24 protein-coding genes are annotated in these 25,822 nt (G+C 72.0%); 15 read left to right on the top strand and 9 right to left on the bottom strand.

The window, feature by feature from the left end; translation table 11 throughout:
• Positions 1-62 precede the first annotated feature (62 nt).
• From ABH923_RS10280 to araA, 3 genes are read left to right on the top strand one after another with little or no spacing between them, the layout of a single operon-like run.
• Positions 63-1,679 (top strand): xylulokinase, encoded by a 1,617-nt coding sequence (locus tag ABH923_RS10280; protein ID WP_370055271.1) that lies wholly within the window; start codon positions 63-65, stop codon positions 1,677-1,679.
• The gene (locus ABH923_RS10275) at positions 1,676-2,377 is read left to right on the top strand and encodes an L-ribulose-5-phosphate 4-epimerase (protein ID WP_370055270.1); all 702 of its coding nucleotides are present in this window, start codon (positions 1,676-1,678) and stop codon (positions 2,375-2,377) included. The genes ABH923_RS10280 and ABH923_RS10275 overlap by 4 nt, the downstream gene beginning before the upstream one ends.
• Positions 2,377-3,894: an L-arabinose isomerase gene (gene araA / locus ABH923_RS10270; protein WP_370055269.1), complete on the top strand. Its 1,518-nt coding sequence runs from the start codon at positions 2,377-2,379 to the stop codon at positions 3,892-3,894. The genes ABH923_RS10275 and araA overlap by 1 nt, the downstream gene beginning before the upstream one ends.
• A 199-nt stretch (positions 3,895-4,093) precedes the next feature.
• Here araA and ABH923_RS10265 read toward each other — a convergent pair whose 3' ends face one another.
• Positions 4,094-4,945, bottom strand: coding sequence for a MerR family transcriptional regulator (locus ABH923_RS10265; RefSeq protein ID WP_370055268.1), 852 nt, complete (start codon positions 4,943-4,945; stop codon positions 4,094-4,096).
• 73 nt (positions 4,946-5,018) lie between these two features.
• On the opposite strand from ABH923_RS10265, the gene ABH923_RS10260 reads away from it, so the two are divergent.
• A complete protein-coding gene (locus tag ABH923_RS10260) occupies positions 5,019-5,873 on the top strand; it encodes an alpha/beta hydrolase (protein WP_370055267.1) in 855 nt (284 codons plus the stop codon).
• Between the two features lie 60 nt (positions 5,874-5,933).
• Here the strand turns inward: ABH923_RS10260 and ABH923_RS10255 are convergent, their stop codons facing one another.
• From ABH923_RS10255 to ABH923_RS10245, 3 genes are read right to left on the bottom strand one after another with little or no spacing between them, the layout of a single operon-like run.
• Positions 5,934-7,628 carry a phospholipase C gene (locus tag ABH923_RS10255; RefSeq protein ID WP_370055266.1) on the bottom strand — a complete coding sequence of 565 codons (1,695 nt, stop codon included), beginning with the start codon at positions 7,626-7,628 and terminating at the stop codon, positions 5,934-5,936.
• A 46-nt stretch (positions 7,629-7,674) separates the two neighbouring features.
• The gene (gene efeB, locus ABH923_RS10250; RefSeq protein WP_370055265.1) at positions 7,675-8,916 is read right to left on the bottom strand and encodes an iron uptake transporter deferrochelatase/peroxidase subunit; all 1,242 of its coding nucleotides are present in this window, start codon (positions 8,914-8,916) and stop codon (positions 7,675-7,677) included.
• Positions 8,913-10,088: an imelysin family protein gene (locus tag ABH923_RS10245; protein ID WP_370055264.1), complete on the bottom strand. Its 1,176-nt coding sequence runs from the start codon at positions 10,086-10,088 to the stop codon at positions 8,913-8,915. The genes efeB and ABH923_RS10245 overlap by 4 nt, the downstream gene beginning before the upstream one ends.
• Positions 10,089-10,503: 415 nt before the next feature.
• Here ABH923_RS10245 and ABH923_RS10240 point away from each other — a divergent pair, with 415 nt between their 5' ends.
• Positions 10,504-10,731: a hypothetical protein gene (locus ABH923_RS10240; RefSeq protein ID WP_370055263.1), complete on the top strand. Its 228-nt coding sequence runs from the start codon at positions 10,504-10,506 to the stop codon at positions 10,729-10,731.
• A gap of 14 nt (positions 10,732-10,745) precedes the next feature.
• Here ABH923_RS10240 and ABH923_RS10235 read toward each other — a convergent pair whose 3' ends face one another.
• Complete coding sequence (locus ABH923_RS10235; protein WP_370055262.1) at positions 10,746-10,922, bottom strand: hypothetical protein; 177 nt, start codon at positions 10,920-10,922, stop codon at positions 10,746-10,748.
• An 82-nt stretch (positions 10,923-11,004) separates the two neighbouring features.
• On the opposite strand from ABH923_RS10235, the gene ABH923_RS10230 reads away from it, so the two are divergent.
• The 4 genes from ABH923_RS10230 (at position 11,005) to ABH923_RS10215 (ending at position 14,315) form a co-directional block, all read left to right on the top strand.
• Complete coding sequence (locus ABH923_RS10230) at positions 11,005-11,718, top strand: esterase/lipase family protein (RefSeq protein WP_370055261.1); 714 nt, start codon at positions 11,005-11,007, stop codon at positions 11,716-11,718.
• Between the two features lie 102 nt (positions 11,719-11,820).
• Positions 11,821-12,210: an META domain-containing protein gene (locus ABH923_RS10225; protein ID WP_370055260.1), complete on the top strand. Its 390-nt coding sequence runs from the start codon at positions 11,821-11,823 to the stop codon at positions 12,208-12,210.
• A 62-nt stretch (positions 12,211-12,272) separates the two neighbouring features.
• Positions 12,273-13,697, top strand: a complete 1,425-nt coding sequence (locus tag ABH923_RS10220) for a glutamate decarboxylase (RefSeq protein ID WP_370055259.1) — start codon at positions 12,273-12,275, stop codon at positions 13,695-13,697.
• A 9-nt stretch (positions 13,698-13,706) separates the two neighbouring features.
• Positions 13,707-14,315, top strand: a complete 609-nt coding sequence (locus ABH923_RS10215; RefSeq protein ID WP_370055257.1) for a hypothetical protein — start codon at positions 13,707-13,709, stop codon at positions 14,313-14,315.
• Here ABH923_RS10215 and ABH923_RS10210 read toward each other — a convergent pair.
• A complete protein-coding gene (locus ABH923_RS10210; RefSeq protein WP_370055256.1) occupies positions 14,288-15,214 on the bottom strand; it encodes an SDR family oxidoreductase in 927 nt (308 codons plus the stop codon). The two genes, ABH923_RS10215 and ABH923_RS10210, sit on opposite strands and share 28 nt — an antisense overlap.
• 113 nt (positions 15,215-15,327) lie before the next feature.
• Here ABH923_RS10210 and ABH923_RS10205 point away from each other — a divergent pair, with 113 nt between their 5' ends.
• Positions 15,328-15,888, top strand: coding sequence for a TetR family transcriptional regulator (locus ABH923_RS10205; protein WP_370055255.1), 561 nt, complete (start codon positions 15,328-15,330; stop codon positions 15,886-15,888).
• A 70-nt stretch (positions 15,889-15,958) separates the two neighbouring features.
• Here the strand turns inward: ABH923_RS10205 and ABH923_RS10200 are convergent, their stop codons facing one another.
• The gene (locus ABH923_RS10200) at positions 15,959-16,951 is read right to left on the bottom strand and encodes an aldo/keto reductase (RefSeq protein WP_370055254.1); all 993 of its coding nucleotides are present in this window, start codon (positions 16,949-16,951) and stop codon (positions 15,959-15,961) included.
• An 87-nt stretch (positions 16,952-17,038) separates the two neighbouring features.
• On the opposite strand from ABH923_RS10200, the gene ABH923_RS10195 reads away from it, so the two are divergent.
• Positions 17,039-18,133 (top strand): low temperature requirement protein A, encoded by a 1,095-nt coding sequence (locus ABH923_RS10195; RefSeq protein WP_370055253.1) that lies wholly within the window; start codon positions 17,039-17,041, stop codon positions 18,131-18,133.
• 95 nt (positions 18,134-18,228) lie between these two features.
• A complete protein-coding gene (locus ABH923_RS10190) occupies positions 18,229-19,170 on the top strand; it encodes a hypothetical protein (RefSeq protein ID WP_370055251.1) in 942 nt (313 codons plus the stop codon).
• Between the two features lie 3 nt (positions 19,171-19,173).
• Here ABH923_RS10190 and rimK read toward each other — a convergent pair whose 3' ends face one another.
• Entirely contained in the window at positions 19,174-20,373 is a 1,200-nt protein-coding gene (gene rimK / locus ABH923_RS10185) for a 30S ribosomal protein S6--L-glutamate ligase (protein ID WP_370055250.1), read from the bottom strand.
• Positions 20,374-20,398: 25 nt separating this feature from the next.
• On the opposite strand from rimK, the gene ABH923_RS10180 reads away from it, so the two are divergent.
• Both ABH923_RS10180 and ABH923_RS10175 read left to right on the top strand, forming a co-directional pair.
• Entirely contained in the window at positions 20,399-20,920 is a 522-nt protein-coding gene (locus ABH923_RS10180) for an ATP-dependent zinc protease (protein ID WP_370055249.1), read from the top strand.
• Complete coding sequence (locus ABH923_RS10175) at positions 20,917-22,320, top strand: MFS transporter (RefSeq protein WP_370055248.1); 1,404 nt, start codon at positions 20,917-20,919, stop codon at positions 22,318-22,320. The genes ABH923_RS10180 and ABH923_RS10175 overlap by 4 nt, the downstream gene beginning before the upstream one ends.
• A gap of 135 nt (positions 22,321-22,455) precedes the next feature.
• Here ABH923_RS10175 and ABH923_RS10170 read toward each other — a convergent pair whose 3' ends face one another.
• The gene (locus ABH923_RS10170) at positions 22,456-23,034 is read right to left on the bottom strand and encodes a TetR/AcrR family transcriptional regulator (RefSeq protein WP_370055247.1); all 579 of its coding nucleotides are present in this window, start codon (positions 23,032-23,034) and stop codon (positions 22,456-22,458) included.
• A 74-nt stretch (positions 23,035-23,108) separates the two neighbouring features.
• On the opposite strand from ABH923_RS10170, the gene ABH923_RS10165 reads away from it, so the two are divergent.
• On the top strand, positions 23,109-25,649 hold the full coding sequence (locus ABH923_RS10165) for an MMPL family transporter (protein ID WP_370055246.1): 2,541 nt from the start codon (positions 23,109-23,111) through the stop codon (positions 25,647-25,649).
• The last annotated feature ends 173 nt before the right edge of the window (positions 25,650-25,822 follow it).

Here is a 25,822-nt window from a genome sequence, read left to right as displayed (position 1 = left end):
CGCGGAGGATCGTCTACACTCGTTCCATTAGATGTGACCGGTCACAACGGAGTGAGAGAACCATGAACACCCAGCGCGACGCCCTCGTCGCCGGACGCACCGCCCTCGGCATCGAGCTCGGCTCCACCCGGATCAAGGCCTGCCTGGTCGACGCCGACGACCCCGCGACCGTCCTGGCCGTCGGCTCCCACGACTGGGAGAACGCGTTCGCCGACCGCGTCTGGACCTACCCGCTCGACGCCGTCTGGTCCGGCCTCCAGGCCGCGTACGCCGCGCTCGTCGCCGACGCGGAGGCGCGCCACGGCGTCCGGCCGCAGACCTTCGGCGCCATCGGCGTCTCCGCGATGATGCACGGCTACCTCGCCTTCGACGCCGCGGGGGAACTGCTGGCGCCGTTCCGCACCTGGCGCAACACGACGACCGGCCAGGCGAGCGCCGAGCTCAGCGCTCTGTTCGCCGTCAACATCCCGCTGCGCTGGTCGATCGCGCACCTCCACCAGGCCGTCCTGGACGCCGAGCCCCATCTTGCGCGCCTGCACTCGATCACCACGCTCGCCGGCCACGTGCACGAGCGCCTCACCGGCCGCCGCGTGCTCGGGGTCGGGGACGCGTCGGGGATGTTCCCGATCGACTCGGCGACGAAGACCTACGACGCCGAGCTGGTCGCCCGCTACGACGGCCTCGTGCGGGACAGGGCGACGCTTCCTGCCCTGCTCGACCTCCTTCCCGAGGTCCTCGTCGCCGGGGGACCCGCCGGGGATCTCACACCGGCGGGCGCGCTCCTCCTCGACCCGTCAGGCGAGCTCCAGCCCGGCATCCCGCTGTGCCCGCCGGAGGGCGACGCCGGCACCGGGATGGTCGCCACCGCCTCGGTCGCCCCGCGCACCGGCAACGTCAGCGCGGGCACGAGCATCTTCGCGATGGTCGTCCTGGAGCGCCCGCTCGCCGAGGCGCACCACGAGCTCGACCTGGTCACGACGCCCGCCGGCGACGCCGTCGCGATGGTGCACTGCAACAACGGCGCGAGCGAGCTGTCGGCGTGGGCCGGGCTGTTCGGGAGGTTCGCGGAGGCCGCCGGCGTGCCGGTCGCCTCCGACGCGGTCTTCGAGACGCTGTTCCGCGAGGCCCTCGACGGCGAGCCCGATGCGGGAGGCCTCCTCGCCTACAACTACCTGGCCGGCGAGCCGATCACCGGCCTGGACGAGGGGCGCCCGCTGGTCGTCCGCACGCCCGACAGCCGCCTCACCCTCGCCAACTTCGCCCGCGCCCAGCTCTACGGCGTCTTCGGGACGCTCGCCCTCGGGATGCGCGTGCTGCACGCGGAGGGCGCGGCCCTCGACCGGATGTTCGCGCACGGCGGGATGTTCCGCACCGCCGGCGTCGCGCAGCGCTTCCTGGCCGGGGCGCTGGACGCTCCGGTGTCCGTGGCCGACACCGCGTCGGAGGGCGGGGCGTGGGGCGCCGCCGTGCTCGCCGCGTACCTCCGCGCAGCCGGCTCCGGCACGCCACTCGATGTGTATCTCGATCGCGACGTGTTCGGAGGCTTCACCGTCGAGACCGTGGAGCCGGACGCGGACGACGTGGCCGGCTTCGCCGCGTACCTGGCCCGGTACCACGACGGCCTGGCCGCCGAGCGCGCCGCGGTCGCGTCCATTGCCCTGAAGGGAGCCACCCGATGACCACCGCGGAGTCCCCCGCCACCCGCCGCACCCGCGAGCAGGTCGCCGCCCTCCACGCCGAACTGGTCCGCTACGGCCTCGTCGTCTGGACCGGCGGGAACGTCTCCGGCCGCGTCCCCGGCGAGGACCTCTTCGTCATCAAGCCGAGCGGCGTCGACTACGACGACCTCACGCCGGAGAACATGATCCTCTGCACCCTCGACGGCGAGGTCGTCCCCGGCTCGGCCGGATGTGACCGGTCCCCCTCCTCCGACACCGCCGCGCACGCCTACGTCTACCGGAGCATGCCCGGGGTCGGCGGCGTCGTGCACACCCACTCCACCTACGCCACCGCATGGGCCGCACGTGCCGAGGCGATCCCGTGCGTCATCACCGCGATGGCCGACGAGTTCGGCGGGGAGATCCCGGTCGGGCCGTTCGCGATCATCGGCGACGACTCCATCGGCCGCGGCATCGTCGCCACGCTCGACGGGCACCGCAGCCGCGCCGTGCTCATGCAGAACCACGGTGTCTTCACGATCGGCCGCGACGCACGCGACGCCGTCAAGGCCGCGGTCATGACCGAGGACGTCGCCCGCACCGTGCATATCGCACGGCAGGGCGGCCCGCTCGTCCCCCTCCCGCAGGACGCCATCGACAGTCTCTTCGACCGCTACCAGAACGTCTACGGACAGAACCCGGAAGGATCCCTCGCCTGATGCCGAAGCTCACGACCTCCCTCGACCACTACGAGGTCTGGTTCCTCACCGGCAGCCAGCACCTCTACGGACCGGAGACGCTCGCGCAGGTCGCCGAGCAGTCCCGCGGGATCAGCGACCGGCTCGGCGCCTCGGCCGACGTCCCGGTGCGCGTGGTCTGGAAGCCGGTGCTGACCGACGCCGACGCCATCCGCCGCATCGTCCTGGAGGCAAACGCCGACGACGCCGTGATCGGTCTTGTCGCGTGGATGCACACCTTCAGCCCCGCCAAGATGTGGATCGCCGGCCTGGACGCCCTCCAGAAGCCGCTGCTGCACTTCCACACCCAGGCGAACGTCGAGCTGCCGTGGGGCGAGATCGACTTCGACTTCATGAACCTCAACCAGGCCGCGCACGGCGACCGGGAGTTCGGCTACATCCAGACCCGACTCGGGGTGCCGCGCACCACCGTCGTCGGTCACGTCAGCGACCCGGCCGTCACGCAGCGCATCGGCACCTGGACGCGCGCCGCCGCCGGCCACGCGGCCACCCGATCCCTGAAGCTCGCCCGCTTCGGCGACAACATGCGCTTCGTGGCGGTGACGGAGGGCGACAAGACCGAGGCCGAGCTGCGGTTCGGCGTCCAGGTCAACACCTGGGGCGTGAACGAGCTGGCCGACGCGGTCGCCGCCGCCTCCGACGCTTCTGTGGACGCGCTGGTCGCCGAGTACGAGGACCTGTACGACGTGGCTCCCGAGCTGCGCAGCGGGGGCGAGCGTCACCAGTCGCTGCGCGACGGCGCGGCGATCGAGGTCGGGCTGCGCTCCTTCCTGGAGGAGGGCGGCTTCGGCGCCTTCACCACCAGTTTCGAGGACCTCGGTGCGCTGAAGCAGCTCCCGGGCCTCGCCGTGCAGCGCCTCATGGCGGAGGGCTACGGCTTCGGCGCCGAGGGCGATTGGAAGACGGCCATCCTGGTCCGCGCCGCGAACGTCATGGGCGCAGGACTCCCCGGCGGCGCGTCCCTCATGGAGGACTACACCTACGACCTGACGCCCGGCGACGAGCGCATTCTCGGCGCGCACATGCTGGAGGTCTCACCGTCGCTCAGCAGCGCGAAGCCGACCCTGGAGGTCCACCCGCTCGGCATCGGCGGCAAGGACGACCCGGTGCGCCTGGTCTTCACGGCCGACCCGGGTCCGGCCGTGGTCGTGGCGCTGTCGGACATGCGCGACCGCTTCCGGCTCGTGGCGAACGTCGTGGAGGTCGTGGAGCCGACCGCCCCGCTGCCGAAGCTCCCGGTCGGCCGCGCCGTGTGGAAGCCCGCCCCGGACTTCACCACGTCCGCGACCGCCTGGCTGGAGGCCGGCGCCGCGCACCACACCGTGATGAGCACCGCGGTCGGCATCCAGGCGTTCGAGGACTTCGCCCGCATGGCCCGAACCGAGCTGCTCATCATCGACGAGGACACCACTCTCCGAGCCTTCTCCCGAGAGCTCGACTGGAACGCCGCCTACTACCGCCTCGCCCGCGGCCTCTAGCCCCCAGACCCCCGGCCGCCGGCATGTCATCGGCGTCGGCGGCCGGGTCCCACCTCCCCGAGACGGCGCATTCTCCGCCGCCTCGGCGCTTTTCCGGCGACTTTGCGCCGCCTCGGTGGCTGGTCCCGCACCATCGAGGCGGCGAATTGTGTGCCGTCTCGGCGGATTCGGGGCGAGTTTGCGCCGCCTCGGCGTTCGTTCAGGAGGTGGGGGCTACGGGGGCCTGGAGTTCGGTGAGCCAGTCGGGGCCGGGGGTGTGGCCGGTGGCCTCGAGGTAGACCTCGCGGGTGGGGCCGGTGACGTGGTAGCCGTCGGCCGCGAGGCGCTCCATCAGGGCCATCCACGAGTCGCCGATGCCGGTCATGTCGCCGCGGTGCAGCAGCGTCGCCGCGAGCGGGACCGCAGGGAGGTCGACCACCTCGTAGCCGTCGCCGGGTCGCGGCGGGGTCTCGGCCGGGTACGAGATGTGGACCTCCAGCCGCTCGTCGTCCCTGGCCTCGTACCAGAACACGGACGGCGCCAGCAGCGGGCGTCCCGCGGCCTCCAGCGCCTGGTCGAGCGAGCCGATGAGCGGCCCGACCATCGGGCCGACCAGCTCCGGGCCCATCCCGGGCGCGGTGCCGCTGACGGCGTAGACGGTGGCGGGTTCCAGCGGGCGGTATTCGACGGGAGTCGTCATGATCTCTGTTCCTTCCAGTAGGCGGAGGCGCCGCTCCAGGCGGTCGAGCCGGTTGCGGTCGTCGGCGATGCCCGCCGCCAGCTCGGCCCGGCGCTGCCGCAGCGCCGCCGTGAGGGCGGGCCGCGGGTCGTCGGACGCGAGCACGGCGGCGATCGCGTCGAGGCCGATCCCGAGCTGGCGCAGCTCGACGATCAGCAGCAGGCTCGCCAGCTGCGCGTCCGAGTACGAGCGGTAGCCGCTGTGCTCGTCCACGCGCGCCGGCGGCAGCAGGCCGATGGCGTCGTAGTGCCGCAGCATCCGGACGCTCACCCGCCCGATCGCGGCGAATTCTCCGATGGTGTACATGTTGGAGGCCACGATCCAGCCTGACACGGTGTGAGGGTCAAGCGCCGTTAGGGTGAGCGCATGAGCGTCGCGCGTCGCACCCTGATCGGGGCCGGGATCGGTGTCGCCGCCCTCGGCGTCCTCGGCGGAGGCGCGGCGTTCGCCGTGGAGGAGCGGCTCCTGCCCGGCCGCTCGGAACTGCACCGGCTGCTGGGCCTCAACGGCACGCCCGGCCGCATCCCCGCGGTCGCTCCAGGCCTGGCCGTCAGCGGTTCGTTTCGTCTCCGCCGCGCGGCTCGGCGCGACCGTCGGCTGGACCGTGAGCTACCCGCCGGGGTCGAAGCCGGGCGACGCCCTCCCGGTCCTGATCGCACTGCCCGGTTTCGGCGGCGACCACGGCTCGGCGTTCGGCTCGGGACTCGGACTCGACCGCTTCCTCGCCCAGGCGGTGCAACACGGCGCGCGGCCGTTCGCCATCGCGTCGGCGGACGGCGGCAACACCTACTGGCATCGCCGCGCCACCGGGGAGGACGCGGCCGCGATGCTGACCGACGAGTTCATCCCGCTCCTGGCGAAGGCCGGTCTGGACACGACGAAGGTCGCGTTCCTCGGCTGGTCGATGGGCGGTTACGGCGCCCTCCACCTCGCGGGCCTGATGGGCGCCGCGCGGGTCGCGTCGGCGGTCGCGGAGAGCCCCGCGATCTGGCACACCGCGAAGGAGGCCGCTCACGGCGCCTTCGACGGAGCAGCCGACTTCGCCGCGAACACGCCCTTCGGCCACGAGGCGACGCTCGCCGGCATCCCGCTGCGCGTCGAGTGCGGCACCGGCGACGGCTTCTGCCCGAACGTCCAGGACTACGTCGCCGGCCTCCACCCGCGGCCGGCCGGCGGCTTCACCCCGGGAGGCCACGACCTCGACTACTGGCGGCGCGAAGCGCCCGCCCAGCTCGCGTTCGTCGCGTCCCACTTCGCCTGACACAGGAGAAACGCCGGGTGCGCAGCGACCTGCGCACCCGGCGTCCCACCCCCGAGGGGGTCAGTGCTGGCTGTTGTCGTTCTGCCCCTGGTCGTCCGCGTCACCGCTGCGGCCGTGCGTGGGCACGACCTGTGTGACAGCGCCGGAGGCCGGGTCGAGCAGCACCTCGCGCTGCTGCGGGTGCTTCCAGTCGAACAGCCCGTTCAGCGAGCCGGCGCGGGCGTCGAAGGACGCGTCGCCGATCCGGCTCGTGCCCCAGTTGTCCTCGATGAACTTCAGCGGGCTGGTCTGCTCGATCGCGGTGTGGTCGACCTTGTTCTGAGCGGCCCACGGCGAGACGACGAGGAACGGCAGGCGCTGGCTCGGGCCGCAGCGGTCCGCGTAGCCACCGGCGATCTTCGTCTGGTTGGTGCAGACCGCCGAGTCGACGGCTGCGTCGTTCGAGCCGTTGGCCACGGTCGGCGCGACGTGGTCGTACCAGCCGTCCGAGTCGTCGTAGGTGACGACGACCGCGGTGCTCTTCCAGTCCTTCGACTTCTGGAGGGCGTTGATCTCGTTGACGAGGAACTTCTGCTCGTCCAGCGGGTCGGAGTAGGCGGCGTGACCGTCCTGGGCCTCCGGGGCCTTGAGGAACGAGACGGCAGGGAGGTTGTTCGCCGCCACGGCCTTGTCGAACGAGGTCAGGTCGTACTGGTGGTTGGCCTGGTCGGTGTGACCGATGGCCTGGGTCGACGTCGGCGGGAGGTGGTGCGGGTTCGACGTGGACTTGTAGTACGAGAAGGGGTTGTGGTGCGGCGAGTAGTCCTTCGGCGTCGCGCCGCCGATGTTCGCGGTGGTCGCGTCGCACTTGGCGTAGCTGCCGGCCTGGCCGTTCCACGCGGTGGTCGGCGTGAAGCCGCCCTGGAACCAGCCCCAGCTCACGCCGCGGGCGTTGAGGAGGTCACCGACGTTCTTGCCGGCCATGCCGACCAGCGCCGAGGTGGAGGTGTGGTCGGCGTCCGAGCAGTCGTCGTACACGGGGTCGGGGTCGCCGATCACCGTGCCGACGCCCGCGGCGTTCTTCGACTGGACCGACGTGGAGGCCGGGAGGACCGCCCCGGTCTTCGGGTCGTAGGCGGTGCCGCCGTGGGTCTGGCCCGAGATCAGGTTGAGCGCGCCGGGGGTCGACGGGCCGAACGTGGTGTCCCACATGTTGTCGCTCATCGAGTAGTTCTGCGCGTAGTTCCACAGCCCGGTGACGGTGTTGCCGTCGTAGTAGTCCATGACCAGGCCCGGCTGGCCGAACGCGCCGGTGCAGGTGTCGGTCTCGGTCTTCTGGACGAACATGTCCATCTTGCCGTTGTCCACTGCGGCCTGCTCGGCGGCGTAGCCGTGGTTCTGGTCGCAGGTGAGGGCCTGCGCCGGGGTGAGCCGCTGCGGGGCGTAGAGGTTCGGGTTGCTGGTGAGCGTCCCGCTGCTGGCGAGGGTGTTCACCGCGGGGGTTCCGGCGGCGGCGGTGAACGTCGTGCCGTCGGTGTTGGCCGCCTTCGGGTAGGTGCCGAAGTAGTGGTCGAAGGAGATGTTCTCGTCGAAGATCACGACGAGGTGCTTGATCGGGGTCTGGGTCTGGTTGGAGTGGTCGGGGGTCCCATGGGCCGGGAACGCCGACGCGGGGGCGATGGCGAGGACGCCTGCCCCTACGAGGGTCGCCGCGCCGAGCAGCGCCAGGCCGGCCGAGGCGACCGGGTGGCGGCGCAGACGAGAGAGTCTGGACACGATTTCTGCTTCCTTCTGTCGGTGGGTGTTACCTGATGCCTCCGGCTCACGCGAGCATGCTGCGCCCGAGCCAGTCGGAGGAGTCGCGGGCTCCGGGGAGCGCGAAGTAGTAGCCGCCGCCGAACGGCTGGATGTAGTCCGTCAGCGGCTCACCGGCGAGCCGTTTCTGCACGGCCACGAACTGCCGGTCGAGGTCCTGGTTGAAGGCGACGAAGACGAGCCCCATGTCGAGCGTCCCGTTGGCGTCGACGCCGCCGTCGTAGTTGTACGCGCGGCGCAGCATCCGCTGGCCTGCGCTCGCCTTCGTGCGCGGGTTGGCGAGCCGGATGTGGGCGTCGAGCTGGATGACGTCGCCGGTCGGGTCGTTCTCGTAGTGCGGGTCGTCGAACTCGGCGGAGGCGGTGAGCGGCGCCCCGGTGTCGCGGCGGCGGCCGATCATGTTCTCCTGCTCGTGCAGGTTCACCCGGTCCCAGAACTCGACCAGCATCCGGATGACGCGGACGACGTGGTAGCTGCCGCCGGTGGTCCAGGAGGGCTCGCCTCCCGTCCCCTGCGCCCACACGAGCTGCTTCATCAGTGCGGCGTCGTGCACGTCCGGGTTGCCGGTGCCGTCCTTGAAACCCATCAGGTTGCGCGGCGTGCCGCTGGGCCGCGGCGGGGAGACGAAGCCGTCCTGCCGCCAGCGCACGCCCATCCCGCCGCGGGTCGCCCTGGCGATCTCGCGGACCGCGTGGGTGACCGCGTCCCGGTCGTCGGCGCAGACCTGCAGCAAGAGGTCGCCGTCGCAGACCTCGCGGCGGAGGGAGTCGTCGGGGAACGCGTCCATCGTCCGCAGCCGCGCGGGCTTCACGGAGGCCAGGCCGTAACGGCCGTCGAACAGGGAGGCCCCCGCCGAGAGCGTGACGGTGAGCCCGTCCGGCACGACCGTGGGGCCGAGGACGCCGGAGTCGCGCGGCGGCGCGGTCAGCCCCGGGTCGGGAGGCGTGCCTCCTGTGGTCAGGAAGCGGGCGCGCTCGGTGATCGTCTTGAGCAGGTCGGCGAGCTCGGCGCGGGAGGCCGCGGTCACGTCGAGCGCGACGAACGCGGCCGAGCGCTGCACCGGCGTGAGGATGCCCTGCTGGTGCTCGCCGTGGAACGGGACCGCTGCGCGGGCGGCCGGGACCGCGGCGGCCGGGTGCGCGCTCGCCGCGTCCGGCGCCAGCACCGCGCCGACACCTCCCGTCACGGCAGCCCCTGCCGCCACGCCAGCGCCCGCAGTGAGGAAGCCCCTCCGACCCAGTGCCGTCACGGTTCCCTCCTCGGGTCGCAGATCGCCGCGACCGGCGCCAGCCGCTCGGCCGTCTCGCTCAGCGCGGCGTCGACGTGCTCGCGCTGGGCCGTGGTCAGCGCCGACAGCCGGGTCCAGGTCCCGTCGGCGCCGCGGAAGCCCTCCACGAGCTGCTGCGTGGCGGCGATCGACTGCTGCGTCGCAGCGAGCTGCGGATAGCGCGCCGCGAGGATGTCGTGCAGCGGCGCCAGCGCCCGGGCCGCGCCGCTCAGGTTGGCGTCGATGGTGGCCAGCTCGGTGCCCGACCCGGCGTCGGCCGCGCCGGCGAGCACGTCGCGGATCGCGTCCTCCACGATCTCGTGCGCACGCAGCCCCATGTCGCCCGGGTCGATCTGCGCCTTCGGGAACTGCGCGAGGAGCGTGTCCACGTCGGACACGAGCTGCTGCGCCGGCCCGACGACGGCCCCGGCCGCGCCGCCGGAGAACAGGGGCGACTCGACGGCGTGGAAGCCGGTCAGCCCGTGGCCGGGGAGTCCGTCGATCGCGTCGCCGGCCGCGCCGAACGCGCCGTAGGCGGCGCCGAGCGTCTCATAGGTGACGTGGGCGGTCAGCCAGTCGCGTTTCGCCGCCGGTAAGTCGCCCTCCTCGGCGTCGGCCGCGACGGCGGCGACCTGCTGGCGCAGGGCCGGCAGGCGCGAGGCGACCCAGGCGCCGTACGCCTTGGCCGGCGGGATGAGGTCGGCGCGGGTCACCGGGACCATGCCTGGAGTGAGAGCCGTCCCCGGCGGAGCAGGACCGACCCGCACCGTCGGCCCGTTCGCCGGGTCGCCGTCCGCGGGGAGGCAGACGAACCGGTACCGTCCCGAGCCGATCGCGACGCGGGCGTGGGCGTGCGCGCCGGCGCCGATGCTCTCCAGGTCGAGGTAGACCTTCTTCGAGTCGACCGCCTGGAGGTACACCTCGATACCGGCGATGGTCGTGTTGGAGACGTCGAAGGCGACCGTGCCGCCCAGCGTGCGGCCGTCGTCGGCCCAGCCGTGACCGCAGTCGTCCGTCCCCGCGGTGACCTCGACCTCCAAGGACGACGCTGCGCGCACGGCGGCCGGCCGCGCGGCGACCGAGACCACGACGGCGACCACGACCAAGGCGGCCAGTACGCCGAAGAGCGCCGTGAGACGGGCGCGCTTCGTCATAGCCGGGTTGCCTCCAGGGAGTGGACAGCAGCGAGCCTAGGAGCCGCCTGTGCGTCTCCGAAGGGTGCTTCACGTGCTGTTCACCAGACCGTCACGGCGATAGCCCCGAACGGGGGTGATCGGCTCCGTCGCGGCCTCGAAACGCGGGGCGTACCGCCAGGGACGCCCGCCGCGCCGCGCGAGCATGGCACCCGACGACGTGGTCTGGTGATGACAGCGGCCGGCGGCGGCCGGATCCCGGCAGAACGCCGGTCCCACTGGACGAAATCCGAATTGCGCGTATCGTTCGTGGTTTTGGGTTCTTCAAAAGAGAGCGCGCACATGAGACCATCGATTCATGAAGGATTCTCACGCTACAGATGTCGCTGAGCCCGCGTCCGCTCATGGCCCCGGCCGTGCGCCTGCAGGAATCCCCTTGACGATCCGCCTCGGCGAGCGCGAGTTCGCCGCCCTGGTCCGCATCGCCCGCCATCGGGAGACGACCGCCGCCGAACTGGTCGAGCAGCTCGTGCTCCACGCGCTGAGCCGCGCTGATGTCCCGCCGCCCGCCGAGTCGCACCCCGCCCGCAAGCACACCACCTACGAGGAGGCCACGGCCGGCTTCCGCGCCGACGCCGGGGTCCGCACGCCTCCCGACATGTAGTCGAAGGGCGGGAGCTACAGCTCGGAGTGCCCCAGCAGGTGCACCGGGATGCCGAACGAGAGCGCGACGCAGACGATCCCGCCGAAGAACACCAGCCCCTGCCAGGCGGGGAGCGTGACGGCGAAGCCCAGCAGGAAGAGCCCCACCAGGAAGAGCGCCAAGCACAGGATGAATGCGATCACATCGCCCATGCCGCAAACTATCCACCCGGCACCGGAGGTTGGCAAGAGGTGGAGGTTGGCAAGAGCGGTCTGACGGCGCGATGCTGACCGTGTGGAAGAGAACGCGCGCCCCGGCCCGGTCCGCGCCGCGCTGCTCTTCGTCCGCCGGGCCGGCGTGCTCCTCGCCGACTACGAGTACGTGCTGCGGCACCAGCTCCGGGCGAATTTCGACCACGACCCTCCCGAGGCGCTCGTCGACGAGGCCGGAGAGGGTGAGCCCATCGTGCTGCTGCCCGGCATCTACGAGACCTGGCGCTTCCTGCACCCGCTGGCGCGCCGCCTCCACGCCGCCGGCCATCCCGTGCACGTCGTCGCGTCCCTCGGCCACATGGGGATGTCGCTCGCGGAGGCCGCCGACCTGGTGGAGCAGTACCTGCGCGAGCAGCACCTGAGCGGAGTGACGATCGTCGCGCACAGCAAGGGCGGACTCGTCGCCCGCCTGCTGCTTGGGAGGCCGGACGCGTCGGCGCGCATCCGCCGCGTGGTCGCCATCGCCACGCCGTTCTCCGGCTCGCCGCTCGCGGCGTTCGTCCCGATCCCCGCCGTGCGCGCGCTGCGACCCGGCCAGCCCGAGCTGGTGCAGTTGGCGGGCGACGGCGCGGACGTCGGCCGGGTCGTGTCGATCTGGGGCTGGTACGACCCGCACATCCCGGGAGGCTGTGCGCTGCCGGGCGCGCGCAACCTCCGGATGCCGGTCGGCGGCCACTTCCGCATCCTCGGCAGCCCGGCCGTGCTGGCGCTCGTGGACGAGCTCACGAGCGGATGAAATCCCGGGCTACGACCCTGGTGCGCGCTCGTCGCGCGCCGCTATCCTCGGCCTCGTGACGCGGTCCGCAGCACCCGGCGGACCGCAGAGGGGCAGGACGACATGACGCGAACGATCCGCCAGGCGTCGGCTCGGCGCCTCGGCGGCGGCTTCGTCGCCGCGGCTGCTCTCGCCCTCCTCGCCGGCTGCGCCGGCACCCCGAGCGGCGCGGCGCTCGTCGGCACCTGGGGCTCGACGGCCGCGTCGCAGCCGAACCTCACGATCGAGAACGACGGCGCCTTCTCCGGCTCGGACGGCTGCAACCGCCTGACCGGCAAGGGCTCCGTCGACGGCGACACCATCACCTTCGGACCGATCGCCAGCACCCTGATGGCGTGCCAGGGGGTCGACGAGTGGCTGGCGAAGGCGTCGAGCGGGACGGCGAAGGGCAGCACCCTGGTCGTCTACGACATCAGCGGCAACGAGATCGGAAAGCTCGACAAGTCGAACTGATCCGCTGCCGATAGGCAGGCGCCGCCGACCCGTGGCGGAGCCGAGGCAGAGAGGGGCGGCGCATGGCGCGGCTCGAGTCAGACATCCAAACGGCGAGCGGTGACACCGGGCTCGCCCCCGCCTACACCGGCCGCCTGTCGCGGAAGAGCCCTCCGGACCTCTTGCCGGACGACGCCACCGACCCGGCCAGCACATACCGGCTGATCCACGACGAGCTGCTCCTCGACGGCAGCTCGCGTCTCAACCTCGCCACCTTCGTCACGACGTGGATGGACCCGGAGGCCGAGATCCTGATGGCCGAGGCGTTCGACAAGAACATGATCGACAAGGACGAGTACCCGGCGACCGCGGCGATGGAGCGCCGCTGCGTGTCCATCGTCTCGCACCTGTTCCACGCCGAGCCGGGTGAGCCGACCGGGGCCGCGACGATCGGGTCGAGCGAGGCCGTCATGCTCGGGGGCCTGGCGCTCAAGTGGCGCTGGCGGGCCAAGCGGGCGGGCGTCTCCGGAGGCTCCGACCCGGGAGGCGTGCCCAACCTGGTCCTCGGCTCGAACGTGCAGGTCGTCTGGGAGAAGTTCTGCCGTTACTTCGAGGTGGAGCCGCGCTACCTCCCCGTCGCCAAGGGGCGTTACGTCATCACGCCGGAGCAGGTCACCGCGGCGGTCGACGAGAACACGATCGGCGTCGTCGGCATCCTCGGCACGACCTACACCGGTGAGCTGGAGCCCATCGCCGCGATCTGCGACGCACTCGACGCTCTCGCCGCCTCGGGCGGACCCGACGTGCCGGTGCATGTGGACGCGGCGAGCGGAGGTTTCGTCGTCCCGTTCCTGCACCCCCACCTGGAGTGGGACTTCCGCCTCCCACGAGTGGTGTCGATCAACGTCAGCGGGCACAAGTACGGTCTCACCTATCCGGGGATCGGGTTCGTGGTGTGGCGCTCGGCGGAGTGGCTGCCGGACGACCTGGTGTTCCGGGTGAACTACCTCGGCGGCGACATGCCCACGTTCACGCTGAACTTCTCCCGCCCCGGCAACCAGATCGTCGGCCAGTACTACAACTTCGTGCGGCTCGGCCGCGCCGGGTTCACCGCGATCATGGAGGCGCTGCGCGACACCGCGCTGCTCATCTCGAAGGGCCTCGCCGAAGACCCGGCGATCGAGGTCATCACGGACGGCTCCGCCATCCCGGTCATCTCGTTCGCGCTGAAGGACGGCACGCCGTTCACGGTCTTCCAGGTGTCGCACGAGCTCCGCGCGCGGGGCTGGCAGGTGCCCGCCTACACGATGCCGGACGACGCGACCGACGTCGCCGTGCTGCGGATCGTGGTGCGCGACGGCTTCAACGCCGACCTCGCCGAGGACCTCGTGAACGACATCCGCGCGGTGGTCGCCGAGCTGGGGGAGCAGGCGGAGAAGGCCGGCGCGACGCACCCGGCGGCGAAGGCGACGGAGTCCGCGCGCACGCGGACGCACTTCGCACACTAGCGAGCCGGCGTGAGCGACGGAGGAGGCGGCGGGGAGCGGAGGAGACTCCTGCTCTCCGACGCCTCCTTCGCGGTCGGCTCGGTGTGCTTCGCGTTCGCCGCGTTGCCGTCGGTCGCGGACGCGCTCGGCGCGATCGTCACGAACGTGGTGTTCGTGGTCGGCTCGGTGTTCTTCACGCTTGGCGCGGGACTGGCCCTCGGCGTCCCGAACCGCAGCTCGTCCGTCATTCAGTTCGTCGGGACGCTGTTCTTCAACGTGAGCACGACGATCGCGCTCGCCGCGGCGGTCCCCGCAGGCTCGGCCGGGGGCACGGGCTGGCGGCCGGACGCCTACGGGTCGATCTGTTTTCTGGTCTCCAGCCTGATCGCCGTGGTGGCGGTCGCCCGGCAACGCGGGTCGCGGCGGGACGGCGCCGGCGCCGTGCTCAACCTGCTCGGCTCCGTGCTTTTCGGCTTCGCCGCCGTCGGCGCGTTCGAGCTGCCGGGGACCGACGCCCTCCTCAGCGCGTTCTGGACGGGGGTGGGCACGGTCGGCGGCGCGGTATGCTTCCTCGCCGCCGCCGTGCTGGGGCTGCTTCCCGCGCCCGCCGCTCAGCGGGCGGCGACGGCCTCGAAGTAGGAGCCGGAGGCGAGGTCCTCGAGGAGGGTCGGGCCGGTCGGCGTCCAGCCGTAGCGCTCGCGGGTGATCGCGCTGGAGGCCGGGATGTCCATCCCGAAGAACCGGCCGATCCAGCCGAAGTGCGCGTCCACGTCCTCCGGCGCGATGGACTCCACGGGCAGGCCGAGCCCCTCGCCGATGGCGGTCGCGATGTCGCGGGCTTGGATGCCCTCCTCGCCGACCGCGTGCACGCGTGCCGCCGGGGTGGCCTGCTCCAGCGCGAGCCGGACCAGCCGCCCGGCGTCGAGCCGGTGCACGGCCGGCCAGCGGTTGGAGCCGTCGCCCACGTAACCCGCGACGCCCTTCTCGCGGGCGATGCGGACCAGCTCGGCGCTGAAGCCGTGGTCGCCGCGGCCGTGGACGGTCGGCGAGAACCGCAGCGCGACCGGCCGCACGCCGCGGTCGGCGTACTCGAACGCGAACGCCTCGCCGCCGCCGCGCGGGGCGTCGGGGCCGACATACGGCGAGGGAACATCTTCCGTCAGCACCTCGCCTGGGCGCGCCACGATGCCCGACGCGAACAGGAACGGCCGGTCGGAGCCGGCGAGCTCGTCGCCGATCGTGGCGACCACGGCGCGCTCGGTGCGGCCGGCGCCGGCGTAGTCGGAGAAGTCGTGCTTGAAGCCGAGGTGGATGACCGCGTCGGACGCCGCAGCGCCGGAGCGGATGCTCTCCAGGTCGTCGAGCGAGCCGGCGACGGCGGTCGCGCCGGTGGCGCGGATGCGCTCGGCGGATGCCTCGGAGCGGGCGAGGCCGGTCACCTCGTGACCGGCGGCGAGGAGTTCGGGGACGACGGCGGAGCCGATCCAGCCGGATGCTCCAGTGACGAAGACGCGCATGGGGATGACCTCCCGAGTCATGGGATCGTTGCGAGTGTCGGTGATGTCAGTGACTGTCGTCAGTGACTGACATCACGATAGCACCGATGTCAGCAACTGTCATCACCCGCCCGGGAACCGGCTACACTCGTCCCGTGGGACGCTGGACACCGGACGCGCGCGGCCGCCTGGAGAGGGCGGCCATCGAGCTGTACGCCGAGCGCGGCTTCGAGGGGACCACCGTCGCCGACATCGCCGAGCGCGCGGGCGTCACCGAGCGCACCTTCTTCCGCCACTACGCCGACAAGCGGGAGGTGCTCTTCGCCGGATCCACCGTGATGCAGGAGGCCGTGCTCGCCGCCATCGCCGACGCGCCCTCCGATGCTCCGCCCTTCGCGGTGGCCGCCGCCGGGATGCGTGCGGCCGCGGCGCTGATCGACAGCCGCGGTGCGGACTTCCCGCGCCGTCGCTCGGCGGTCATCGCGGCGAACCCGAGTCTGCAGGAGCGCGAGCTGCTCAAGCTGGCCTCCCTCGCCATCGCATCGGGAGCAGCCCTGCGCGCTCGCGGCGTCGCCGAGCCCGCGGCCAGCCTCGCCGGGCAGGCCGCGGTGGGCGCGTTCCATGTCGGCTTCGCCCAGTGGATCGCCGGCCCCGCCGATGCGACGCTGACCTCCCACGTCGACGAGGCGCTCGCGACGCTCCCGACGCTCGCCTAGTCGTCCACAGGGGACGCGACACGCCGCCGCGCGTCGCGGACAGCGGCGTGTCGCGACCCCTCGGCGGGGCTCAGGCGAGCGCGGCGTCGATCGCGGCCAGCTCGCCGGCCTCCAGCGCCGGCGCGTGCACCGCGCCGAGGTTCTGCTCCAGCTGCGCAACGCTGCTCGCCCCGATGATCGCGGACACCACCACCGGGTTCCGCAGCACCCACTGCAGCGCGAGCTGAGCCAGGCTCTGCCCGCGCCCGGCCGCGATGTCGTTGAGCGCGCGCACCTTCGTCAGCACGTCCTCGGTCAGGTCCGACTCGTGCAGGAACACGCTCGTGACCGCGCGCGAGCCCTCCGGCACGCCGTTCAGGTAGCGGTCGGTCAGCATCCCCTGGGCCAGCGGCGAGAACACGATCGCGGCGGCGCCCGCGGCCTCCACAGCGGCCAGGACGCCGTCCTCCACGTGCCGGTCGAACATGGAGTAGCGCGGCTGGTGCAGGAGCAGCGGGGTCCCGGCGTCGGCGAGCAGCGCCGCTGCAGCGGTGGTCTGCGCCGGGTCGTAGTTCGAGACGCCGGTGTAAAGCGCCTTGCCGTGGGCGACGGCCGCCGTCAGAGCGCCCATCGTCTCGTCCAGTGGGGTCTGCTGGTCAGGGCGGTGGTGGTAGAACACGTCCACGTACTCCAGCCCCAGCCGCCGCAGGCTCTGGTCGAGCGACGACAGCAGGTACTTGCGCGAGCCGAAGTCGCCGTACGGCCCCGGCCACATCAGGTAGCCGGCCTTGGTCGACACCACGATCTCGTCGCGGTAGGCGCGCAGGTCGGTGGCGAGGATGCGGCCGAAGAACTCCTCGGCGGCGCCGGGAGGCGGCCCGTAGTTGTTGGCCAGGTCGAAGTGCGTCACTCCCAGGTCGAAGGCGCGCAGCACGATCGCGCGCTGGGTGTCGAACGACCGCGCGGTGCCGAAGTTCTGCCACAGCCCGAGCGAGAGCGGTGGGAGCTGGAGGCCGCTGCGTCCGGCGCGGCGGTAGGGCATCGAGTCGTAGCGGGCGGGATCGGCGACGAAAGGAGTGGGCATGGGGCCAGCCTAGAGGCCGCGCCCCCCGCTAACGTTCTCCCTGTGAGCGGGGTGACCGGAGGCCGGATAGGGCGGGTGGCGTCGCGCGTGTCCACGATCGAGCTGCTGTTCGACCTGGTGTTCGTGTTCACGATCGGCCAGCTCACCGCGGTCATCGTGCAGCATCCCGGCGTCGACTCGGTGCTGCGGGCCGCCGCCATCCTCGCCGTCGTCTGGTGGATGTACGACGCGTTCGCGTGGCTCACCAACCAGGCTGTGCCCGACACCGTGCCCGTCCGGCTGCTGCTCATCGCCGCGATGGCCGCGTTCCTCGTGCTGTCGCTCGCCATCCCGGACGTGTTCACCGGGTCGGGCGTGCTGTTCGGGGTCGCCTACCTGACGGTCGTGGTCATCCACGCCGGCCTGTTCATCGCGCGGGGAGGGCGCGGCTCGGTGCGCGTGATGCTGCGCGTCGGGCCGCTGAACGTCGTGGCGGCACTGTTCTTGATCGCGTCCGGCTTCGCGACCGGCTGGCTGGAGTGGGCGCTGTTTCTGGCCCCCCTCGTGCTCTTCCTCGTCTCCGGGCTCGTCACCAGGGCCGACCCGTTCGCGATCGGTGCAGCGCATTTCGTCGAACGTCACGGCCTCCTGATGATCATCGCGTTCGGCGAGTCGATCGTGTCGGTCGGCGCGGGACTGTCCGCGTCGGGGATCAGCCCACAGGTCGTGCTCGGTGCGGTCGCGACCGTCGCGATGGTGGCCGCGCTCTGGTGGTGCTACTTCTCGGGCGACGACGAGCGCGCGGAGCGGTCGCTCGGCGCGATGCCCACCCGGGGAGGCACGACGCTGGCCCTCACCGCGTATTACGTCGCCCACTTCGTGATGCTGTTCGGTCTCGTCGGGGTGGCCGCCGGCCTCCACCTCTCGCTGGAGGACGCCTTCGCGCCGGTCACGCCGGCCGCGGCCTGGCTGCTCTCCGGCGGCGTCGCCGTCTACCTGGTCGGCGACGCGGAGTACCGCCGCGAGCTGCGGCTGGGTCCGTGGGCGTACCGCCTCATCGGAGCAGCCGGAGCGCTCGTGGCCGGCCTCCTCGCGGCGTGGATGCTGCCGCTGCGGGCGGGCGAGCTGCCTGGCATCGCGCTCATCGGCGCGCTGCTGGCCATCGTCGTCCTCGTCCTCGTGGCCGAGCGCTCCCGCCGCTGAGCATCCAAGGGACGCAACACGCCGCCTCCCGCGCGACGACGCGGCGTGTTGCGCCCCCTCGATGAACATCGTGGACCCTGAGTAGCATGCGGGGCATGGACACGATCGAGTGGCTCCTCGACTCCGACCCGAGCATCCGCTGGCAGGTGCTCCGCGACCTCGCCGGCGCGTCCGACGAGACCGTCGCCGCCGAGCGCGACCGCGTCGCGACCGAGGGCTGGGGAGCCCGGCTCCTCGACGCCCAAGAGCCGGACGGCCGCTGGGACGGCGGCGTCTACCGGCCAGGATGGGCGCAGGAGGACCGCCCGTTCTTCGACGCCTGGACCGCCACCCACTTCACGCTGCAGCAGCTCGCCGACTTCGGCGTCGACCCCGCGCATCCCCGTGCGCTGGAGGCCGTCTCCCACGTGCGCGACCACGTCGGCTGGGATCATGCCGGCGAGCCCTACTTCGACGGCGAGACGGAGCCCTGTATCAACGGCGTCGTGCTTGCGCTCGCCGCCTACTTCGGCCAGGACGGCACGAACGTCGCCGCCACGCTGGCCGGCGGCCGGCTCGGGGACGGAGCCTGGAACTGCTGGGCCGGGTACGGCGCGCGGGTCTCGTCGTTCCACTCCACCATCTGCGCGGTGGAGGGCCTCGGCGCCTGGAACGCGACCGGCCGGGGCGACGCGGCGTCGGCCGACGCGCAGCGCACGGGTGAGGAGTACCTCCTGGCGCGCGGCCTGTTCCGCCGGCTCAGCACCGGCGAGGTCGCCGACCCGCGGATGACGCTGCTGAGCAACCCGGTGCGCTGGTTCCACGACATCCTGCGCGGCCTGGAGCACTTCCGCGGCGTCGACCGCCGCGACCCGCGCCTCGCGGAGGCGGTGGAGCTGCTGCGGGGCAAGGCCGACGCCGACGGCCTCTGGAACCTGGAGAACCGGCACGAGGGCCCGGCCTGGTTCGACTTCGGCGACAACGAGGGGATGCCGAGCCGCTGGATCACCCTGCGGGCGCTGCGCGTGCTGCGCTGGTGGGACGCGGGCTCGGCCTAGCGGCTACGCCGACGCAGCCTCCGCCATGTGGTCCTTCGGCAGCCGGCGCACCTTGGTGCGGCGCTTCCTCCGGTCCGGGATCATCGACCGCATCTCCTCCAGCTTGCCGAAGCACAGCAGCCGGTCGCCCGCCTGCAGCTCCACGCCGCTGCGCGGGTTCGGGATGACGGTGGCGCCGCGGTGCAGCGTGAGCACCGTGATGTCGCGGTCCCACAGCCCGGACCCCTTGATCGTCTTGCCGATCAGGTCCGCGTCGCCGTGCACGAGCAGCTCGGCCACGCCGTAGCCGCGCGAGACGGTCAGCCGCTGGCGCACGTCGATCTCCGGGAACGCGACCTGGTTGGAGATGAAGTCGATGATCGCGCCCGCGACGTCGAGGCCGGTCGCGCGCTCGATGCCCTCCAGGCCGGGCGAGGAGTTGACCTCCATCACCAGCGGACCCTCGTGCCCTTCGAGCATGTCGACGCCGGCCACGCGGAGTCCCATGATCTGCGCCGACCGCACGGCGGCCTCCTCGTACTCCGGGGTCAGCTCCACCTTCTCGACGGTGCCGCCGCGGTGCACGTTGGAGCGGAACTCGTCGCCGCTCGCCACCCGCCGCATGGCCGCGACCACGCGGTCGCCGACGACGAGCGCACGGATGTCGCGGCCGCGGCTCTCCGAGATGAAACTCTGGATGAGCACGTTCTGCTTGGTGGAGTGCAGCGTCTCCACGATCGACTCGGCGATCTTCGCCTCCGGGGCGAGGATGACGCCGATGCCCTGGGTGCCCTCCAGCAGCTTGATGACGACGGGCGCGCCGCCGACCTGCTCGATCGCCATGCGCACGTCGGCGCGGCTGTTCACGAACGTGGTCGCCGGCATCCCGATGTTGTGCCGCGACAGGATCTGGTTGGCCCGCAGCTTGTCGCGCGAGTTGGTGATGCCGTTCGCCGTGTTGGGCGTGTAGACGTCCATCTGCTCGAACTGCCGCACGACGGCCGTGCCGTAGTAGGTGATCGAGTTGCCGATGCGCGGCAGGACGGCGTCGTAGTCGGACAGCAGCCGCCCGCGGTACTGCAGGTCGGGCTCGGGGCCGGAGAGGTCGATCGCGAAGCGGAGGGTGTTGAGCACCTTCACGGTGTGGCCGCGGTCGCGCGCGGCCGCACGCAGCCGCTGGGTTGAGTACGCGTGCGGAGCGCGGGAGAGGATGGCGAGCTTCATCGATGGATCCTGCAAAGATAGGGGGATGGCCGGTGATCTCCATTCAAACACCCTCGTCGTGGGGTGGCGTGAATGGGCGAGCCTGCCCAGCATCGGCATTCCGTGGACCAAAGTCAAGATCGACACCGGCGCCCGCAGCTCGGCGCTGCACGCCTTCGATCTGGAGGAGCTCCCCGGCGACCGGGTGCGGTTCACGGTGCACCCGTGGCAGGACGCCGACACCGACGCGTCGGTGGTCGAGGTCCCCATCCACGACCGCCGCGTCGTGCGCAGTTCGTCGGGTCACGCCGAGGACCGGTTCGTCGTGCTGCTGGAGCTCGTGCTCGGCGGACGGACCGTCCTCGCCGAGACCACGCTGAGCAACCGCGACCAGATGGGCTTCCGCATGCTCGTCGGGCGGGAGGCCCTCCGCCAGGGCTTCGTGGTCGACCCCGGCCGCTCGTTCCTCGCCGGCCGGGCGCCCCGGGATGTCCGGCGACGGAACCGCGGGCGCGCGGTGGAGCCCGGGGCCGCGACGAAGCCCGCGAGCGAGGACCCGCGCCGGTGACCCGCACGGCCGTGTCGTTCAGCCGCGGCCTCGCACTCCTCGTGGCCGCCACGTTCTTCATGGAGAACCTGGACGGCACGATCATCCAGACCGCCGCTCCCACGATGGCGCGCGAGTTCGGCGTCGCCCCGGCCGATGTGAGCGTCGCGATGGTCGCCTACCTGCTCGCGGTGGCCGCCGGAATCCCGGCGACCGGCTGGCTGTCCCGCCGGCTCGGGATCCGGCCGGTGCTGCTGACCGCGATCGTCGTGTTCACGCTCGCGTCGCTGCTGTGCGCGTTCGCGCCGTCGCTGACGCTGCTGACGGTCGCGCGCGTGCTGCAGGGCATCGGCGGCGCACTCATGGTGCCGGTCGGGAGACTGGCGGTGCTGCGTGACATCGACCCCGTCGACCTCCTCGACGCCATCGCCTACCTGACCTGGCCCGCGCTCATCGCCCCCGTGATCGCGCCGGCGCTCGGCGGCATCCTGTCCGACACGATCGGCTGGCGCTGGATCTTCCTGATCAACCTCCCGTTCGGTATCGCGGCGATCGTGGCCGGGCTGGTGCTCGTGCCGCACACGGAACGGCAGCGCGACCTCCCGTTCGACGGGCGCGGCTACGCGGCGGTCGCCCTCGCGCTGGTGCTGCTGACGGCCGGAGCGGAGGGGCTGAGCGCGGAGGACGGCCGGCTGCAGCTCGCCGGCGGCGCGGCCATCCTCGTGGCCATCGCGGTCGGCTGGGCCGCCATCACGCGGTCACGTGGCCGTGAGCACGCGCTGTTCGACTGGAGCGTGCTGCGGCTGCACTCGTTCCGCGCGGGGAACATCAGCGGCGGCGTCTACCGCATGATCATCACGGGAGCGCCGTTCCTGTTCACGCTGCTGTTCCAGCTCGCGTACGGCTGGAGCGCCACCCTCGCCGGGCTGGCCGTCATCGCGATCTTCGTCGGGAACCTGGCGATCAAGCCGTTCACGACACCGCTCATCCGCCGGTTCGGTTTCCGCACCGTGCTGATCTGGTCCAACCTGCTCGGGATGCTGGTGCTCGCCGCGTTCGTCGGCATCGGGCCGGCGGCGCCGCTGCCGGTGCTGCTCCTGCTGCTGGTGGCGAGCGGCGTGTTCCGGTCGATCGGATTCAGCGCGTACAACACACTCCAGTTCGCGGACGTGGACGCTGGCGACACCAACAACGCGAACACCCTCGCCTCCTCGTTGCAGCAGGTCGCGACAGCCCTGGGGCTCGCGGTGGTGGCCGTGTTCGTGCGCGCGTCCACCGCGGTGTCGGAGGGGGTCACGGGCTCACCGTTGCCGGGGTACCACTGGGCGTTCGCGCTCGCGGCGGCGCTGCTGCTCATCCCGCTGGCAGGCGCGTTCCAGCTCCCGCACGACGCCGGAGCCCGCGCGACCGCCCGCCGCTAGCGGAGCCGCTCCTCCTCTTCGCGTTCGAGGCGCTCCTTCTCGGCGTCCTTCGACTCTTGCTCCTTCTGGATCTCCTCTTCGCGAGGCGTCTTGTTCGACACGTCGATCCTCCGTCCCTCCGGTGATGCCCGCAGCCTACGCCGGGCGCGGGCCGAGGGTGAGGTCGACCAGGCGCTCCGGGAGGCCGGGGTCGGCCGGTGTGTGCGCGAGTGCGCGGAGCATGACCGCGCCGATCAGCGCCTCGCTGACCTCGTCCACCGGGAGGTCGGCCCGCACCTCCCCGGAGTCGCGCGCCGCCCGCAGCCGCGGCGCGAACAGGCGCGGGTCCGCCAGCGACTCGCGCAGCCGGCTGGCGACGTCCGCGTTCTCGGTCGCCGCCGCGATCAGGGAGCGGAACAGCCCCTCCCCGCCCGGGCTCTCCAGCACGGCCTCCACCTCGGCCAGCCAGGCGACGAGGTCGGCGCGGAGGTCGCCGGTGTCCGGCACGGCGAACCGCTCGGGCAGCAGCATCCCCTCCAGGAGGCAGTCGGAGATGAGCGCGCTCTTGCCCGACCACCAGCGGTAGACCGTCTGCTTGCCGACGCCCGCGCGGGCCGCGATGCCCTCGATGCTGAGGTGGTCGTACCCGCGCTCGGCGAAGAGCGCGGCCGTGGCCTCCAGGATCGCCAGCCGCGCCGCCTCGCTGCGGGGCGCTCCCCGTCGACTTTCGGACATGGCTCACAGCCTATCCACATTCAACGAGACGGACCGTTGCGTATTATTTTCTACGGATCGTCGAAGGGACCGCCATGGCCGAACTGCTCTACCGCCTCGGAAAGTTCTCCGCGCGCCGCGCCTGGACGGTGATCGTGGCCTGGCTCGCGGTGCTCGGCATCGTCGTGGTCGGCTTCCTGATCGGCTTCAAGGGCCTCACCTCGTCGTTCGACATCCCGGGAACCGCCGCCGGCGCCGTCGTGGACGAGCTCTCGGCCAAGCTGCCGGACTACGCCGGCGCGTCCGGCACCGTCGTCTTCCGCACGAACGACGGCTCCGCCCTCACGGCCACGCAGAAGAAGGACATCAGCGCCCTCGTCGCGGACGGCGCGCACCTGCCCGACGTCTCCGGCGTGAACGACCCGTTCGCGACGGAGGCCGAGCGCGCCCAGCGGGCGGCGCAGGTCGCCGACGGTCAGGCTCGGCTCACCGCCGGGCAGTCCCAGCTCGACGCCGCGAAGGCGCAGCTCACCTCCGGCCAGTCCCAGCTCGACGCCGCGAAGGCCCAGCTCGCCGCGGCACCGCAGGGGAGCATGCCCGCCGCGCAGGCCGCGGCCGCGGAGGCGCAGTTCGCCGCGCAGCAGAAGACGATCGACGACGGCCTCGCCCAGCTCGCCGCGCAGCAGACGAAGCTCACTGCGTCGCAGAAGCAGCTCGACCAGGGCGCCGAACTGCTCACGCTCTCGAAGGGCATCCGTCTGGTCTCGTCGGACGGCTCGACCGCGCTGGTCAACGTCGCCTTCACGAAGCCGCGCCTGGAGCTCTCCGAGTCCTCCAAGCAGGCCGTCATCCACCACTTCCAGTCGACGCCGGTGGACGGCGTCACTGTGTCGTTCTCGACCGACATCGCGCAGGGCGTCCCGCAGGTCGTCGGCGTCGGCGAGGCCGTCGGCGTGGTGTTCGCCGCGATCGTCCTCCTCATCGTGCTCGGCTCGGTGATCGCCGCCGCCCTGCCGCTCATCACCGCTCTGTTCGGTGTCGCCGTGGCAGCCCTCGGCTCGCTCGCCTTCTCCGGCGTGGTCGACATGGCCTCCGTCACGCCCGTGCTCGCGATCATGCTCGGCCTCGCGGTCGGCATCGACTACTCGCTGTTCATCATCAACCGCCACCGCAAGCAGCTGCTGGAGAGCGCGGAGCCGCGGGAGTCCATCGGCCTCGCGAACGGCACCTCCGGCAACGCCGTCGTCTTCGCGGGAACCACAGTCGTGGTCGCCCTGCTCGCGCTCAACGTCACCGGCGTGCCCTTCCTCGGCCTGATGGGAACGGTCGGCGCGATCGCGGTGGTGCTCGCCGTGCTCATCGCCGTCACCCTCACGCCCGCGCTGCTCGGCCTGCTCGGCCTCCGCGTGCTGAGCCGTCGCGCCCGCGCGTCGGTCGGGAAGGTGCACCACGACGACAGCAAGGCCAAGCCGATGAAGACCTGGCGCGCCGTCCTCACCGCGGTCGGCGCCGTCGTGGCCCTGCTGATCGTGGCCATCCCGACGCTGTCGATGCGCGTCGGCCTCCCGGACGGCTCCTCGGAGCCGGTCGGCTCGACCACCTACGAGGCGTTCACCGTCACCGAGAAGGCCTTCGGCGCCGGGGCGACCGGCCCGCTGCTGGTGACCGCGACCACCGGTCACGGCGTCGCGAAGGACGCCGTGACCGGCGCGCAGCTCGACATCGCCCGCACCCTCGCCGACCAGAAGGACGTCGTCGCCGTCGCCCCGATCGCCGTCTCCGGCGACCGCACCCTGTTCGCGTTCCAGGTCGTCCCGAAGGAGGGCCCGAACAGCGTGTCGACCGAGAACCTCGTGACCTCCCTGCGCCACCTCGGAACGGTCGACGGGACGTTCACGCTCGGCGTCTCGGGCCAGACCGCGATCAACCAGGACATCTCCGCGAACCTCGCGGGCGTCCTCCCGCTCTACCTGGTGGTCGTGGTCGGGCTCTCGCTGCTCATCATGATCCTGGTGTTCCGGTCGATCCTGGTGCCGCTGATCGCGACGGGAGGCTTCATCCTCTCGCTGTTCGCCACCTACGGCGCAATCACGGCGCTGTTCCAGTGGGGCTGGGGAGCGGAGCAGCTCGGCATCCACACCGGCCCGATCCTCAGCTTCCTGCCGGTGATCCTGGTCGGGATCCTGTTCGGGCTCGCGATGGACTACCAGCTCTTCCTGGCGTCCGGGATGCGCGAGGCGTACGTGCACGGCGCCCCGGCGCGCTTGGCGGTCGCGAAGGGCCTTCGCGCCGGCCGCTCGGTCGTGATCGCCGCAGGTCTGATCATGATCTCGGTCTTCGGCGGCTTCATCTTCAGCGACTCCACCATGATCCGCTCGATCGGCTTCGGCCTGGCGTTCGGCGTGCTCGTGGACGCCTTCGTGGTCCGGATGCTGCTGATGCCCGCCCTCATGCACCTCCTCGGCCGCTCCGCCTGGTGGCTCCCGAAGTGGCTCGACCGCCTCCTCCCGAACGTCGACGTCGAGGGCGCCGCCCTCGAGCGCCGCCACCACGCCCCCGCCGACGGCGCAGCCGCCGACGCCCCGGCCCCCACCCCCACTCCCGACCAGCACCCCACCCCAATCCCCACCCGCTGACTCAAGCCCCTCCCAAGTCGGCAACGGAGGAGATCCCGCCCCAGTCCACCCCGGTCTCCTCCGTTGACTGCGTTTGCCGGGCGCGTCGCACCGAATCTCCTCCGGTAACCGCGCCGTCGCTAACGGAGGAGATTGCGGCCTGGCGAGCCGCCAAAAGCAGGTAATGGAGGAGA

This window comes from Leifsonia sp. EB41 (assembly GCF_041262565.1).
Classification (GTDB): Bacteria; Actinomycetota; Actinomycetes; order Actinomycetales; family Microbacteriaceae; genus Leifsonia.
The sequence above is the reverse complement of the archived record's forward strand: the minus strand, read 5'-3'. Positions and strand labels throughout refer to the sequence as shown.